The organism is Vibrio penaeicida, from assembly GCF_030689305.1.
In the GTDB taxonomy this organism is placed as follows: Bacteria; Pseudomonadota; Gammaproteobacteria; order Enterobacterales; family Vibrionaceae; genus Vibrio; species Vibrio penaeicida_B.
Map to the genome: position 1 here is coordinate 218,031 of NZ_JAUYVM010000010.1, position 13,793 is coordinate 231,823.

The 13,793-nt window shown below is 42.6% G+C and carries 10 protein-coding genes and 1 other annotated feature; of the genes, 5 read left to right on the forward strand and 5 right to left on the reverse strand.

The features are described 5' to 3' along the window. The first annotated feature begins 295 nt into the window (after positions 1–295). Together sltY and trpR are read left to right on the forward strand one after the other, a co-directional pair. Positions 296–2,227: a murein transglycosylase gene (sltY, locus tag Q8W40_RS17280; RefSeq protein ID WP_305398960.1), complete on the forward strand. Its 1,932-nt coding sequence runs from the start codon at positions 296–298 to the stop codon at positions 2,225–2,227. A 122-nt stretch (positions 2,228–2,349) separates the two neighbouring features. Further along, entirely contained in the window at positions 2,350–2,652 is a 303-nt protein-coding gene (trpR, locus tag Q8W40_RS17285; protein ID WP_101112315.1) for a trp operon repressor, read from the forward strand. A gap of 48 nt (positions 2,653–2,700) precedes the next feature. Here trpR and yjjX read toward each other — a convergent pair whose 3' ends face one another. The 5 genes from yjjX to Q8W40_RS17310 all read right to left on the reverse strand — a co-directional run bounded on the left by yjjX (position 2,701) and on the right by Q8W40_RS17310 (position 8,849). Further along, positions 2,701–3,228: an inosine/xanthosine triphosphatase gene (gene yjjX / locus Q8W40_RS17290; RefSeq protein WP_305398961.1), complete on the reverse strand. Its 528-nt coding sequence runs from the start codon at positions 3,226–3,228 to the stop codon at positions 2,701–2,703. Between the two features lie 189 nt (positions 3,229–3,417). Then, positions 3,418–5,742 carry a putative bifunctional diguanylate cyclase/phosphodiesterase gene (locus Q8W40_RS17295; RefSeq protein ID WP_305398962.1) on the reverse strand — a complete coding sequence of 775 codons (2,325 nt, stop codon included), beginning with the start codon at positions 5,740–5,742 and terminating at the stop codon, positions 3,418–3,420. Positions 5,743–5,987: 245 nt separating this feature from the next. Next, positions 5,988–7,157 (reverse strand): prephenate dehydratase, encoded by a 1,170-nt coding sequence (gene pheA / locus Q8W40_RS17300; protein WP_126606213.1) that lies wholly within the window; start codon positions 7,155–7,157, stop codon positions 5,988–5,990. Positions 7,158–7,172: 15 nt separating this feature from the next. Further along, positions 7,173–7,297 (reverse strand) — a sequence feature (Phe leader region). Positions 7,298–7,412: 115 nt separating this feature from the next. After that, entirely contained in the window at positions 7,413–7,745 is a 333-nt protein-coding gene (gene hpf / locus Q8W40_RS17305) for a ribosome hibernation-promoting factor, HPF/YfiA family (RefSeq protein ID WP_305398964.1), read from the reverse strand. 378 nt (positions 7,746–8,123) lie between these two features. Then, on the reverse strand, positions 8,124–8,849 hold the full coding sequence (locus Q8W40_RS17310) for an outer membrane protein assembly factor BamD (RefSeq protein WP_101112310.1): 726 nt from the start codon (positions 8,847–8,849) through the stop codon (positions 8,124–8,126). Positions 8,850–8,985: 136 nt separating this feature from the next. On the opposite strand from Q8W40_RS17310, the gene rluD reads away from it, so the two are divergent. The 3 genes from rluD (at position 8,986) to clpB (ending at position 13,439) form a co-directional block, all read left to right on the forward strand. Then, on the forward strand, positions 8,986–9,960 hold the full coding sequence (rluD, locus tag Q8W40_RS17315) for a 23S rRNA pseudouridine(1911/1915/1917) synthase RluD (RefSeq protein WP_305398965.1): 975 nt from the start codon (positions 8,986–8,988) through the stop codon (positions 9,958–9,960). A gap of 1 nt (position 9,961) precedes the next feature. Then, positions 9,962–10,687: a peptidoglycan editing factor PgeF gene (gene pgeF, locus Q8W40_RS17320; protein ID WP_305398966.1), complete on the forward strand. Its 726-nt coding sequence runs from the start codon at positions 9,962–9,964 to the stop codon at positions 10,685–10,687. A gap of 175 nt (positions 10,688–10,862) precedes the next feature. Next, the gene (clpB, locus tag Q8W40_RS17325; RefSeq protein WP_305398967.1) at positions 10,863–13,439 is read left to right on the forward strand and encodes an ATP-dependent chaperone ClpB; all 2,577 of its coding nucleotides are present in this window, start codon (positions 10,863–10,865) and stop codon (positions 13,437–13,439) included. Positions 13,440–13,793: the final 354 nt, after the last annotated feature.

The window sequence follows — 13,793 nt, forward strand, 5'->3', positions numbered from 1 at the left end:
ACTGGGATGGGAAAAGAAATTTTACAGAATAGATGAGACTTTTCTGGAACTGCTTGATTAGATAAGAGTCTAGCTTTATGTCCTTGTTTATCCATGCTCCCGCGATAATCAATTGGATGAGTTACCTTAAGGGCGAAATCGAATCTAGAATTATTCTTGATAGTCAGGTTGTCTCTAGCCTGAATTTAAAGTATCACTATAAAACGTTATTCATAAAATTGTGCTCTTATAGTTGTATTAAAATTGCCATGGATAAGCATTCATAAAGGCAAAGCTTTCAAAAGGACAGGTATTCATGCGAAACATTTCCCAGCGGATTTGTATGGCAACTTTCGGTTTATTAGCTACGTTCTCGACCGTAGCAGAAGAAGGAAGTGCACTCGTACAACAAAGGCTGAAATACGAACTAGCTCAGAACTTGCTCGATGCAAGAAAAGTGGATGACTATCATGCCATGCGCTCGGATATTGCCGACTATGTGTTAACTCCGTATACCGATTATCGAGCCTTTCTTGTCAATATTGGTGAACGCAGTATTGATGAAGTCAGCTATTTTCAAAAGCAGTTCTACACTCTTCCATTTTCGAAAAGAATCCGCGCGGCGTATTTGGATGGTTTGGCTAAGGAAAACGATTGGAAAACCATTTACCGTTATCAACTTACCGAGCCTCGTGGTGAAACATATCGATGCTACTACTATTATTCTCAGTTAAAGCACGGCGATAAAGCGGCAGCATTCGCTGGGGCTGAAAAATTATGGCTGAGTGGAAAGAGTGTTGTCTCAGCATGTGATGATTTATTTGATGCTTGGGAAAAGGCGGGTAACAGAACTGACGACAAAATCCTCGATCGTATGGTGCTTGCCTATGAAGCTAGGCAGAGTCGAATGGTCACATACCTGAAAAAACTTCCGGATGATAAGAAAGCGAAGGCTGAAGCTGAAAAAATTGCCAAGCTTTATCAAAACCCTGATGGCATTGGGAAGTTTGCCAAAAGATCCTACGTTACACCAAGGAATCGCAAGTTGTCTTGGCATGGCTATAGAAAGCTTGTTCGGACGGATACAGAAGAGGCGGTTAAGCAGTTAGATCTTGTCGTATCTGGTCAGAAACTAACGTCAGAACAAAGACAGCAACTGTCAGATTATACGGCGTTTCGCCTCATCAATACTGACTCTAGCGAGTTGATTGCGTGGCGTGACAAAGCTATCTCAACAACGAAAAACAGTGACTTGTTGGAAAGAAGGATTCGCTTAGCGCTCCAACACGCCGATTGGAAAGGCGTTGAAAAGTGGATTGAAAAGCTCCCATCAGCAAAGAAAGAAGATCTTCGCTGGCAGTATTGGTTAGCAAGAGCAGAATTGGCGCAGGGACGAAATCAAGCTGGTGAACAACGATTAGAGTCGATATTAGGTCAACGCCATTTTTATAGTGTTGTAGCGGCTCAAACGTTAGGCACACCTATCAATTACGAAGTAAGTAAAAGCGAACCGGATGCCAACTTAACTAAGAAGTATCAAAAGACTCTGGATCGTGTCCATGAATTGATTGTGCTCGATAAAATTTCAGCGGCCAAAAGCGAATGGCAATGGCTGTTACAACGAAGCTCTAAGGAAGAAAAGCAAGCACTTGCACATTATGCTGCGATGCAGAAATGGTCACATTTAACAGTGAAAGCATCTATTGCCGCTAAAGCATGGGACGAAATACATTTGCGTTTCCCAATTGCTCACCGATGGTGGTTCGAATTTTATGGGGACAAATACAATATCGAGCCAATAACGTTAATGTCTCTTGCTCGTCAGGAAAGTGCCCTGGATGTTCAAGCTCGTTCTCCTGTCGGCGCGCGCGGTATCATGCAAATTATGCCAGCAACCGCAAAATATACGGCTCGAAAATTCGGTATCCCCTATAAAGTGCCAAGTGAACTCCATGATGTGAAAAAGAACATTGAAATTGGTAGTCAGTATCTTAGCTACCTTCTCGATCAATACGATGGAAATCGCATATACGCACTAGCGGCATACAATGCTGGCCCTCATAGAGTGAAAAGGTGGCGTAAGAACAGCGATCAAAAGCTGGATGTGTTCGCGTTTATCGAAGCTATTCCATTTAGAGAAACTCGCGGTTATGTGCAAAACATTTTGATGTTTGAATCTTACTACCGTTTCTTGAGCGGAACGAAAGGGGATTTTTTGACGAAAAATGAGCAGGAAGAAAAGTACTAATTTGTCCGATAATTAAATCGCTTATATTAGAGCTATGCCCTCAGTACTTCATCTTTGAGGACACTTGGGTATAAGCGATGTAAGGTATACAATATCTGGGATTGAGTAACAGAGAGAGTCTTATGTCACCAAAGCCAGAGTTTCAAAAGTGGCAAGATGTTATGGACTTGGTCGCCGAAGCTGCCGAACATGATAAGCATGGTATGCTTTTAACCATGTTAATGACGCCGGATGAAAGAGATGCGATTCAAGCCCGAGTGAACATTTTTAATGAATTGCTCAAAGGTAACTTATCCCAGCGCCAAATCAGCCAGATGTTGGGCGTAGGGATAGCGACAATTACGCGCGGTTCTAATGAGCTAAAAAACAAGTCAGATAACGATAAAGCCGTGCTAGAACAGTTACTCAAGAATACCCGCGAGTAAGGGGTACTCTAGAATGTGAAAAAGCAGCAACCTAGATTGCTGCTTTTTTTATAGGTTGTCGGGAAACAGGTCGGGGTTGATAAACGGGATAAGAGCCAGAATTAATGCTTGGTGATACACCGAGCTCCTGGTGAGTGTATTTCCCGTAAGCAGAGCAATAGCGCCACCTTTTTGCTTGATGTTGTCTGTACCGAATGTTTTATCCATAACGTCACCTAATTCGATACCTTGATGTAACTGCTTCACAACCGTAGGGGGGAGAGGCAAGCTTGATGAGCGAGACTCGCCTCTTTTGTTTCCCGATTCTATGATCATCCACGCGAATGTGTCATTGCCTTCGTTACCTGCTTCTAAGCCGACATAAAATTCAGCCTGTGGCTTTTCAGCACGCGCATTCTTAACACGGTTGATAGCACCAGATTTCGTTTCTCTATTGGACATGGGCTGGTCTGCCACTTCACTTGGAACTGAGATGCCTTCATATTCAAAATCTTCATTTGGAAGCGCTTCTTTGAAAGCGCTCTTAACCGCATTAATTTTGGCAGGGTTTAATGACGCGATTATTACTTTTTTCATTGGGCTGCATTCCTTTAAATATGTACCCAAGCTCTGATCTCGGGCGCTTGTATTCTACTTCATTTCACCGTCATAGAGTCATCGAGCTTGAAAAGGACTGAGTGTTTTTCTGTATTATGGCATGTGCATGATTTTTAAGCTGATTCTACGTTGGTATACATGTATGTTAGACCTTCACCAAAATAGTAATTAGCGAGAGTTTAGCGCCGCTGTCCAGTCTTTCAGTCGCTCAATGGACATTGGCTGGCCAAAGTAAAAGCCCTGCATGTAATCACAACCGCTTGAGTGCAACCATTGGTGCATATCACGATTTTCGACGCCTTCGGCTGTTACGGAAATGTCTTGCGAATGGCACAGTTCTATCAGTGGTTTAATGATGTGTTGCTTATTAGACTTCAGCATGGCGAGTAAAAACTCACGATCAAACTTTATTTTTTGAACTGGGTACTGAACCAATTGAGTGAACGATGTGTATCCCGAGCCAAAATCGTCAATAGCTAATTGAAACCCTTGAGAAGACAGTTCGTGCAACAAAGGATACCCCTGACTTCCTGCTGCGAATGTTTCTGTAATTTCAAAATCGACTTGTTCATAAGGGATGCGATATTGTTGCGCTTTTTGTTCTATAAATGTAGCTAGCTGACAGGAGTCGAGCTCAGCCGAAGAAAGGTTAATAGACAGTTGAACTTGGTTTTCAAACAAACTCTGCATTTGATGATAGCCAGAAAATGCTTTTTCAATTACCCATCTATCAATTACTTCAAACAAGCCAGTCTGTTCTGCCAAGGGTATAAATTCAGATGGGGAGACTTCACCAAGCGTACTGGAATGCCATCTTAGTAGTGCTTCGACTCCAACTACGTCTGTCCCTTCAGCATTCATATAGGGCATGTACACCAAAGAAAACTCATCTTGATAATCGGCACGACGTAATGCTCGTTCTATGCTGCTAATACGCTGGACTTCTTTATCCAGTGCTTTTGAGTAAAACGTATATTGGTTTTTTCCTGCTCGCTTAGCCTGATACATTGCCGTATCAGCGTTTGAGAGTAAATGTTCTATATTGTCACCGTCTGTCGGGTAGGTCGCAACGCCAATACTGACTGTGATGGGGAATGTGCCAACTGGGGAAACAAAACCTGCCTGCAAGGGCTGAAGAATATTTTGGCAGAAATGATGAATTAAAGTGACATCCAGATCAGCCCCACAAAGATACACAGCAAACTCATCTCCTGATAACCGCGAAGACATGACTTTCACGCTGTGCTTCAACGACAAGCGTTCTTCTATCTGGGTAAGGTTTTTTGCAAACTGGACTAAAAGAGCATCTCCAATCTTATGTCCATACTTATCGTTTACAAACTTAAAGTTATCGAGATCGATGTAAAGAATACAGTGCTGTTCTTTCTGGTCTGTTGTATGAACTAGAGTGAGTGCTTTCGCCACATGAGATTGAAAGTAGCGACGGTTGGCCAATTTGGTTAATTGATCCATCTCAGCCAGCTGCTTTGTTTTTTGGTAGTTGTCAGCCAAGCTCTGGTACATTTCGTAAAATTTGTGCGAGAGGTGACCGATTTCATCGTCGCTGTCTAGGCGCTGAATGTTCGTTCGTTTGTGGCTTTCGACCTCTCGTAGTTGCTTCGCTAGTCGGGTAATTGGGAATATAACGTATCGATAGAAAAGCAAAATAAGCAGAGATACGGTTATCAATGACGATAAACCAAAAGAAATTAATAACTTAAATAAAATTTCACTGAGTTTGTTTTCAACCACGAAGCTAGAGGGGTCTAGTGTAGCCCAACGGGTAGGAGAGAGCTGTACGCTATGAGTTAACTCGCGAGTTTGTGTTGGTGGTTCTAAGGCGTACGTGAGAACGGTTAAATGCTCTCGCTCCAAAATGTGCCTTAAGTTGTCGTATTCCGTCGTTTCAATCATCGCGACAACAATGAAGTAATCTTCCGGAAGAATGCTTTGTTGTGGCGACGAGAATGTCACCTTATTGTATACATCATACTTTACTAATACGCCGCCAGCTTCCTTATTAAATAAGTATTCTGTTTGTGACCAGCGACCCGCAGTGACGCCTTCTTTTACAAATTGTGTGATTTTCTTATCTAGCCAAGAATAGGGATCAACCTGATTTTCTACATAAAAGAGCGTATTGAATTGCTTATCGAGTAACCCCAGAGCAGCAAAATCACGATTGTGGACGGTGAGATCGGTTAATGTTTGGTGGAGGCTTCGGCTGAGTTCAAATTCTCGATAAGGGTTGTTGGTGTCATTGAAAAAGCGTTCGAGTACGTTACTGTGGCTTAAGGTATAGGTGTAACTATTAAGGAAGTTCGCGGCTTGTCCATAATGACTGGCGAGCTTTTCCATATTGAGTTGTATCGAGCTTTTTTCTAATTTGATTAGAGCTTTATGTTGCCCTAAGTAAATGATGTAACTTGAAATAGCGGCACTGAGTACAACGACTGGGATTATGAGAAGTAGGGTTCGTTTGCTGAGCTTCATTCTATATACATACGTTCCATCAATGAATACGACTTACCCAAACTGAGGGAAAACAAGGATCTGGAGATTGGGTTTTCACGCAACGCGAATAGGTGCAAGTTACCTTAAAATAGGATCGTTGTAGTGTGAGAAATGACTTAACTTTAAGAATTGAGCGCTCTTCTGCGCTGAATAGGGTGGAAAATGGGAGTAAGCTCACCCTTTGTGTGAGAGTGAGCTATGTATAACCAGAGGAGGATTACCTGTTAACCCAAGGAGACTTGTGTTGCTTCTACATTTTCGATCGGGTAGCAGCCAAGTACTTTTAAATGAGTGGTCAGCTTTATAACTTCTGAAATAGCATTATTCATTTCTTCCGAGTCGAGATGCGCTTCTAGATCGATATAGAACATTTCTTCCCAAGGGTTACCCATTATAGGGCGCGACTCCAATTTGGTCATATTGATGCCATATCGCTGCAAAACTAAGAGAGTCTCGACAAGCGAACCTGCTTGCTGCGATGTTGACATGATCAACGTTGTCTTTGCTGGGATTTGGGTAGACACTTCTACCGGTTTACGCGCAACCACAATAAAACGCGTGTGGTTTTCGGTTTGATTGGCAATATTGCCTTGAATGGACTGCAAGCCATACAGTTTCCCACTAGAAGCATTACCAATAGCCGCGACATCTTTTCTGTCTAAATCTTTCACTTTCTGCATTGCATCCGCAGTGCTGACACAAGACTCCAAGGTGACACCATTTAAGTGAGAGAGAAACTCACTGCATTGCTGATGAGGTTGTGGGTGTGAGTAAAGCGTTTTTATATCTTCGATTCGAACGTCAGAGGTAGCGACAAGGCAATGCTCAATTGGAAGAGTCAGTTCACCGACGATATACAGCGTAGTGTGCTGAAGGAGATCGTAGACTTCGTTTATTGAACCTGAGCTTGTGTTTTCAATTGGGAGAACACCGTAGTCAGCATGACCAGACTCAACGGTAGAAGCGATTTCTTTGAAATGTTCGCAATTCAGCTCAATGAGTTCAGTATTTTTACGGCTAAAATACTGGTGGCTTGCTAAATGCGAATATGAGCCTCTTGCACCAAGAAACGCTACGCGAGCTAATGGTTTCCTGCTCTCACCTGGATTGACTAGGTTTTGTAGGTATGCCTGTTGCAATAACACTGAGTCTTCAATAATGGTATGAAAAATCTTAGTGATGTATGGGGCATCTAATTGATACTTATCTTTACCATTATTAATCAGCTTTACGAGTAGTTGTTGCTCGCGTTTGGCATCGCGTACAGGCTTTGATGTTTCAACTTTGCTTTTTGCTACTTCGATACTGAGTTCACGCCTTTCCGATAGCAATTTCAGAAGCTGATCATCCAGCTCGTTGAGGCGCGATCTTATACCGTCCAGTCTGTCTGTCATTTTGTTATTATCCTTATAAAAAAAGCCCCCCAATTTTGGGAGGCTTTCTGTTCGTTTTTGACTTTTCTTTCAGTAAACGACTTCTGCCCCCAATTCAGGAGATAAAAAAGAAGTCAAAAAAGAACAGGGTGATTGTTTGCATATTTACTGTTGTTTGGTGGGTGTTTATACACAATAAGCAATGCAGCTATATATCGTCAAGTAAAAAAATGGCGCCGTTTGGCGCCATTAAGTAAGACTATAAAAAAGATAGTGTTATTCGGTTTCTTCCAACTCAGGTTTGTTGGAATGGCTAGCTCTACGAGCTTCTGGCTTATGGCGCAGTTTGTTGAGCTGACGTTCTAATTTTTGTTCGGCTTCATTGACTGCAATGTATAAGTCTTCATTTGTGGCTGAAGCGATGAGTTGTCCTTTTGGTACAGAGATGATCGCTTCAATCTTCATTTTTTTGTTCGGCTCTTCACTGATGGTTGCCTGGCAACCAATAAACTCAACTTGCCACTTTTCTAGCTTTTTGAATTTACCTTCAATGTGATTGCGGATGGCAGAGGTGATGTCGATGTTTTTACCAGTGATGTTTACTTTCATATTGTGTTTCCTCTGTTTCGCCCCTCATTGGGTTAACTCCAGATTACTTATCCGGCTCGAAAAGAATGTGATCTAAATCAATATTTTAAATGGAGTAATTCGATTTGGATACGAATGTGATCTCAGACAAAGCCTAGATTGAATTTTGAAAAAAAGACTTGTTGAACGGGGAAAAATGTTTAAATTGGTAAGAACAAGCACGCTAGAAATACTCTATTTTTAGGGGGGCGAATACGATTCAATAAAGACGACCGTCTAAAGTTTGTTCGCTAGGTATTTGTGATGCTAGTCACATCAATATATCCCATTTCCTCCAATTGATTTATTTGAAAATAAAAAAGCAGCCGTAGCTGCTTTTATGTCTGCATTTAGGAAAACCTAAACAGGGTTAAGACTCATCAATTTCTCAGTTCGCTCTATCGCATCTTCCAAACCGAGCATTTTGTATGCTTCTAACTGGATGGCGAGAGATTTGCGCGCTGCTTCTGTGTCTGGAAAAGTCTTTTGGAGTTCCTGACATCGATTAATGGCGGCAATCCAAGCTTCGCGTCTTAGATAAAAATCGGCGGTTGCTAAATCATACTCAGCCAAGCGATTCTTAAGGGAGAACATGCGTTGCTGCGCATCTTCGGCGTAAGGGCTACTTGGGTATCGTTGAAGTAGACGTTTGAAATCATTGAATGCTGACTTCACTGGCTCTGGGTCTCTATCTGAACGGTCAACATTAAATAAATCGTGCATAAAGTTTCTATCTTGAGCCATGTGCGTCAAACCGCGCATATAGAGGACCCAGTCAGACTTTTCATGTGTTGGGTTCAGTCGAGTGAATCGAGATATTGTGGCTAAGCCAAGTGCCAAATCATTATTCTTGTAGTACGCGTAGATCAAGTCCAGTTGTACTTGTTCAGAATAAGGACCAAAAGGATAGCGTGAATCTAATGCTTCCAATTTATCAATTGCGGTACGCCAGTTACCTGTCTGAAGCGATATCTTCGCATCAGAGTACAATTCTGCTGGTGGCACATCAGGCACAACCTCTTTGCTGCTAGAGCATCCAACCAGAAGCCCCAAAGCCAATAAGCCCGATAATGTATGCTTTTTCATGTCCGCACTTTGTTCCTTGCATTAAATATTTCTTGGTGTCCGTTACTTTCGTTCGGTTAACGGATACAATGACGCAATTCTATTATTTTATCCATACTAGTGGGTATTAGTCTCACGGTTTTTAAAAAAGTTCGATATGGCTCAGCAGATTGAATTAACAAGTACAGTAAAAGACAGCCAATTGGGTCAACGCCTAGATCAGGCTGTCGCCGAATTATTCACCGATTTTTCTCGCTCACGCTTAAAAGAGTGGCTTTTGGGAGGCAAAATCCAAGTCAATGGTGAGGTTATAACGAAGCCTCGCGTAAAAGTCATGGGGGGCGAAGAAATTGTCCTTCAGGCAGAACTGGAAGATGAGGAGCGTTGGGAAGCTCAAGATATTCCTCTAGACATTGTCTATGAGGACGATGACATCATCGTTATCAATAAGCCTAGAGATTTTGTTGTTCACCCTGGTGCTGGTACACCTGACGGAACGGTTTTGAATGCGCTTTTGCATCATTACCCTGACATCGCAGAAGTACCGCGTGCAGGCATTGTTCATCGTCTAGATAAAGATACAACAGGTCTAATGGTCGTTGCGAAAACGGTACCTGCTCAAACGCGTTTGGTCCGTGCTTTGCAGAAAAGAAATATTACTCGTGAATATGAAGCCATTGCAATTGGTCGAATGACGGCGGGTGGTATGATTGAAAAAGGCATTGGTCGTCACTCTACTAAGAGAACATTGATGGCCGTGAGTGAACTAGGAAAACCTGCGGTTACACATTACCGTGTGGCAGAGCATTTCCGTGAACACACTCGTATCCGACTGCGTTTGGAAACGGGCCGTACACACCAGATTCGTGTTCATATGTCTTACTTACAACATCCTTTGCTGGGTGATATTGCGTATGGTGGTCGGGCTAGAATTCCAAAAGGTGCATCAGATGAACTGACGGATATGATCCGTGGATTTGATCGACAAGCCCTTCACGCTGTGATGCTTCGATTTGCTCACCCTACAACCAAAGAAGAAATGGAGTTTCATGCTCCTGTTCCTGATGACATGGTTAAAATGGCAGAAGCCTTGCGCTTGGATGCAAAAGAAAACCCACTAGACGATTATTGATATGAAGTGGATTTATCCGAATTGGGATGCACCCAAAAATGTGAAAGCGATTAGCTCCACGCGCTTGGGAGGTGTATCTCAAGGTTCTTACGCTGGTTTGAATCTTGGGACACACGTGGGTGATGCTAGTGACCTTGTTGCTGAAAACCGCTCTCGCTTAATGACGGCATCCAGTATGCCTTCAGCTCCAATTTGGTTAAATCAAACTCATTCTACCCATGTCGTGTCAATGGTTTCCCCTTCAGAGGAAGTCATTAGTGCGGATGGAACATTTACCACTCAGCCTAATATTGTTTGTTCCGCCATGACAGCGGATTGCTTGCCTGTATTGCTAACGGACACGAAGGGTACACAGGTCGCGGCTGTTCACGCAGGATGGCGCGGTTTGGCTGGTGGGATCTTAGAACAAGCACTACAAAATTTTTCTGGAGACGTAATGGCTTGGTTAGGACCGGCTATAGGTCAGGCCGCATTCGAAGTTGGAGAGGATGTTGTTGAAGCGTTTACTTCTGTAAACGACCGAGCTATTCAAGCTTTCGAACAAGGTCAAAATTCAGGGAAATGGTTTGCAAACATGAGTATGCTTGCCACTCAGCGTCTCAATTCAGAAGGGGTGTCACTGGTTTACGATAGTGGGCAGTGTACATTCAGTGACCCTCATTTATTTTATTCTTATCGACGTGATGGCGTCACAGGCCGTCAATCCAGTTTTATTTGGTTGGAATAGCTCTCCTTCTATACAAAGCTATGTATATTGTGAATAGGCTCATCTATATCTGTTCTTTTTAGTGAATTCTGTAGGTTCTGTAGGAATATATACTTAGTTCTTCCCCTTGAAATTGTAGTATGGCGTACCTATCTCCTAACCTAGTTAAAGAACATTAAAAAGGTTGGAGGTTGTTATGCGTCTTGATCGATTCACCAGCAAATTTCAGGTTGCTATATCTGACGCACAATCCTTAGCGCTAGGGCGTGATCATCAATATATAGAGCCAGTTCATCTTTTAGTCTCGCTTCTAAATCAAGAAGGCAGCACCATAAGACCTTTACTGACCATGCTGAATGTAGATGTTGTACAGTTGCGTTCAAAATTGAGCGAGATGATGGATCGTTTGCCAAAAGTCAGTGGTATTGGTGGCGATGTCCAACTGTCTTCTGCCATGGGCACGTTATTCAACATGTGCGACAAGGTAGCTCAGAAGCGTCAAGATGTTTATATCTCATCTGAAATCTTCTTATTGGCTGCCATTGAAGATAAAGGTCCACTTGGCATATTGCTTAAAGAGTTGGGGTTAACAGAAACTAAGATTTCAGAAGCCATTGAAAAAGTACGTGGCGGGCAGAAAGTGGATGATCCTAATGCTGAAGACAAACGTCAAGCGCTCGAAAAATTTACCATAGATTTAACCGAGCGAGCAGAACAGGGAAAATTAGACCCTGTGATTGGTCGTGATGATGAAATCCGTCGTACCATTCAAGTCTTACAACGGCGCACAAAAAATAATCCGGTCATTATCGGTGAGCCTGGCGTAGGTAAAACAGCCATTGTCGAAGGTTTGGCTCAACGTATTATCAACAATGAAGTACCAGAGGGGCTTCGAGGTCGTCGAGTTTTATCCTTGGATATGGGTTCATTGGTCGCGGGCGCAAAATATCGAGGGGAATTCGAAGAGCGTTTGAAATCTGTTTTGAATGAATTATCGAAAGAAGAAGGTAATGTCATTCTATTTATAGATGAACTTCATACGATGGTTGGAGCGGGTAAAGGTGAAGGCTCCATGGATGCCGGAAACATGCTAAAACCCGCATTGGCGAGGGGAGAGCTTCATTGCGTCGGTGCGACAACTCTAGATGAATACCGCCAGTACATCGAAAAAGATCCTGCCTTAGAACGTCGCTTTCAAAAAGTGTTGGTAGACGAACCGTCTGTTGAAGATACTGTGGCGATATTACGTGGTCTTAAAGAGCGCTATGAACTACACCATCACGTCGAAATTACAGATCCAGCAATTGTTGCTGCAGCGGGTTTATCACACCGATACGTATCAGACCGCCAATTACCAGATAAAGCCATTGACTTGATCGACGAAGCAGCTTCAAGTATCAGAATGCAAATAGACTCGAAGCCGGAATCTCTAGATAAACTTGAACGCAAGATCATCCAGCTAAAAATCGAGCAACAAGCTCTAGTGAATGAACATGATGATGCGAGTTCTAAACGCCTAAAAGCACTGAACAGTGAATTGGAAGTAAAAGAGCGTGATTACGCTGAACTAGAAGAAATTTGGAAAGCAGAAAAAGCAGCACTTTCTGGTACACAGCATATCAAAAGTGAACTCGAACAAGCTCGGATGGATATGGATTTTGCAAGAAGAGCTGGCGATTTAAATCGCATGTCTGAACTGCAATATGGGCGTATTCCTGAATTAGAAAAGCAGTTAGATCTCGCGACTCAAGCTGAAATGCAAGAGATGACTTTGCTTAAAAACAAAGTGACAGATGCTGAAATAGCAGAAGTGCTTTCGAAACAAACGGGTATACCCGTCTCCAAAATGCTTGAAGCGGAAAAAGAAAAGCTGCTCCGAATGGAAGAGGTACTGCATAAGCGCGTTATTGGTCAGCAAGAAGCAGTTGAAGTTGTATCGAATGCGATAAGAAGAAGCCGAGCAGGGCTTTCTGATCCCAATAAACCGATCGGTTCTTTCCTATTTCTAGGGCCAACAGGAGTCGGTAAAACTGAACTTTGTAAAACATTAGCGAGCTTTATGTTCGATAGTGAAGATGCCATGGTACGTATCGATATGTCCGAGTTTATGGAGAAGCACTCTGTTGCACGTTTAGTCGGAGCCCCTCCTGGTTACGTTGGGTATGAAGAAGGTGGCTATTTAACGGAAGCTGTGCGTCGTAAACCTTACTCGGTCATTTTGCTTGATGAAGTGGAAAAAGCGCACCCTGATGTTTTCAACATCCTTTTGCAAGTTTTAGACGATGGGCGATTAACAGATGGACAGGGTCGAACGGTTGATTTTCGTAATACCGTGGTGATCATGACGTCGAACCTTGGGTCATCTCGTATTCAGGAAAACTTTGCCACTTTAGATTATGAAGGAATCAAAAATGAAGTGATGGAAGTTGTAGGCAAGCACTTCCGTCCTGAGTTTTTAAACAGAGTGGATGAAAGTGTCGTGTTCCATCCTTTAGGAAAAGCACACATAAAGTCTATCGCATCTATACAGTTGTTGAGGCTTGGTAATCGTATGGCGGAAAAAGGTTATGAGTTGGAAGTATCAGATAAAGCGCTAGATCTGATTTCTGAGGTAGGTTTTGATCCAGTCTTTGGCGCAAGACCACTTAAACGCGCGATTCAGCAAAGCGTCGAAAACCCATTAGCAAAAGCCATTCTTGCAGGGAAAGTGAATCCCGATAAGAAGGTACAGTTGCTTGTAAACAAAGATAGAATCATTGCCCATCAAGCATAAGCTAAAAATAAGCTAGTCAATAAAAGAGGGGTTTTCCCTCTTTTTGCTTATATATAGCCCATCATGGTGTAATTCTGAGCAATCAAACGGTTAACATCATTTTTTTTTGATTTTGCACTTGCGCCTTGAAAGGAAGTCCCTATAATGCCGCCTCGTTGTCACGGATTAATCGAGATGTTAAGAGTGACAACAAGACGGAACAACTGAGTTGAAAAAAGTGTTTGACACAACAACTTAAGTAGCTAAAATGTCCGTCCGCTTTGAGAAGAACCTTCGAAAAAGCAACGCTCTTTAACAATATAGACCTATCAATCTGTGTGGGCACTCGTTGATGATAATCCAAATAGTTTCTTC

Coding starts and splice junctions, on each gene's coding strand:
- sltY (WP_305398960.1), top strand. CDS start 296: ATGCGAAACATTTCCCAGCGGATTTGTATGGCAACTTTCGGTTTATTA.
- trpR (WP_101112315.1), top strand. CDS start 2,350: ATGTCACCAAAGCCAGAGTTTCAAAAGTGGCAAGATGTTATGGACTTG.
- yjjX (WP_305398961.1), bottom strand. CDS start 3,228: ATGAAAAAAGTAATAATCGCGTCATTAAACCCTGCCAAAATTAATGCG.
- Q8W40_RS17295 (WP_305398962.1), bottom strand. CDS start 5,742: ATGAAGCTCAGCAAACGAACCCTACTTCTCATAATCCCAGTCGTTGTA.
- pheA (WP_126606213.1), bottom strand. CDS start 7,157: ATGACAGACAGACTGGACGGTATAAGATCGCGCCTCAACGAGCTGGAT.
- hpf (WP_305398964.1), bottom strand. CDS start 7,745: ATGAAAGTAAACATCACTGGTAAAAACATCGACATCACCTCTGCCATC.
- Q8W40_RS17310 (WP_101112310.1), bottom strand. CDS start 8,849: ATGAAAAAGCATACATTATCGGGCTTATTGGCTTTGGGGCTTCTGGTT.
- rluD (WP_305398965.1), top strand. CDS start 8,986: ATGGCTCAGCAGATTGAATTAACAAGTACAGTAAAAGACAGCCAATTG.
- pgeF (WP_305398966.1), top strand. CDS start 9,962: ATGAAGTGGATTTATCCGAATTGGGATGCACCCAAAAATGTGAAAGCG.
- clpB (WP_305398967.1), top strand. CDS start 10,863: ATGCGTCTTGATCGATTCACCAGCAAATTTCAGGTTGCTATATCTGAC.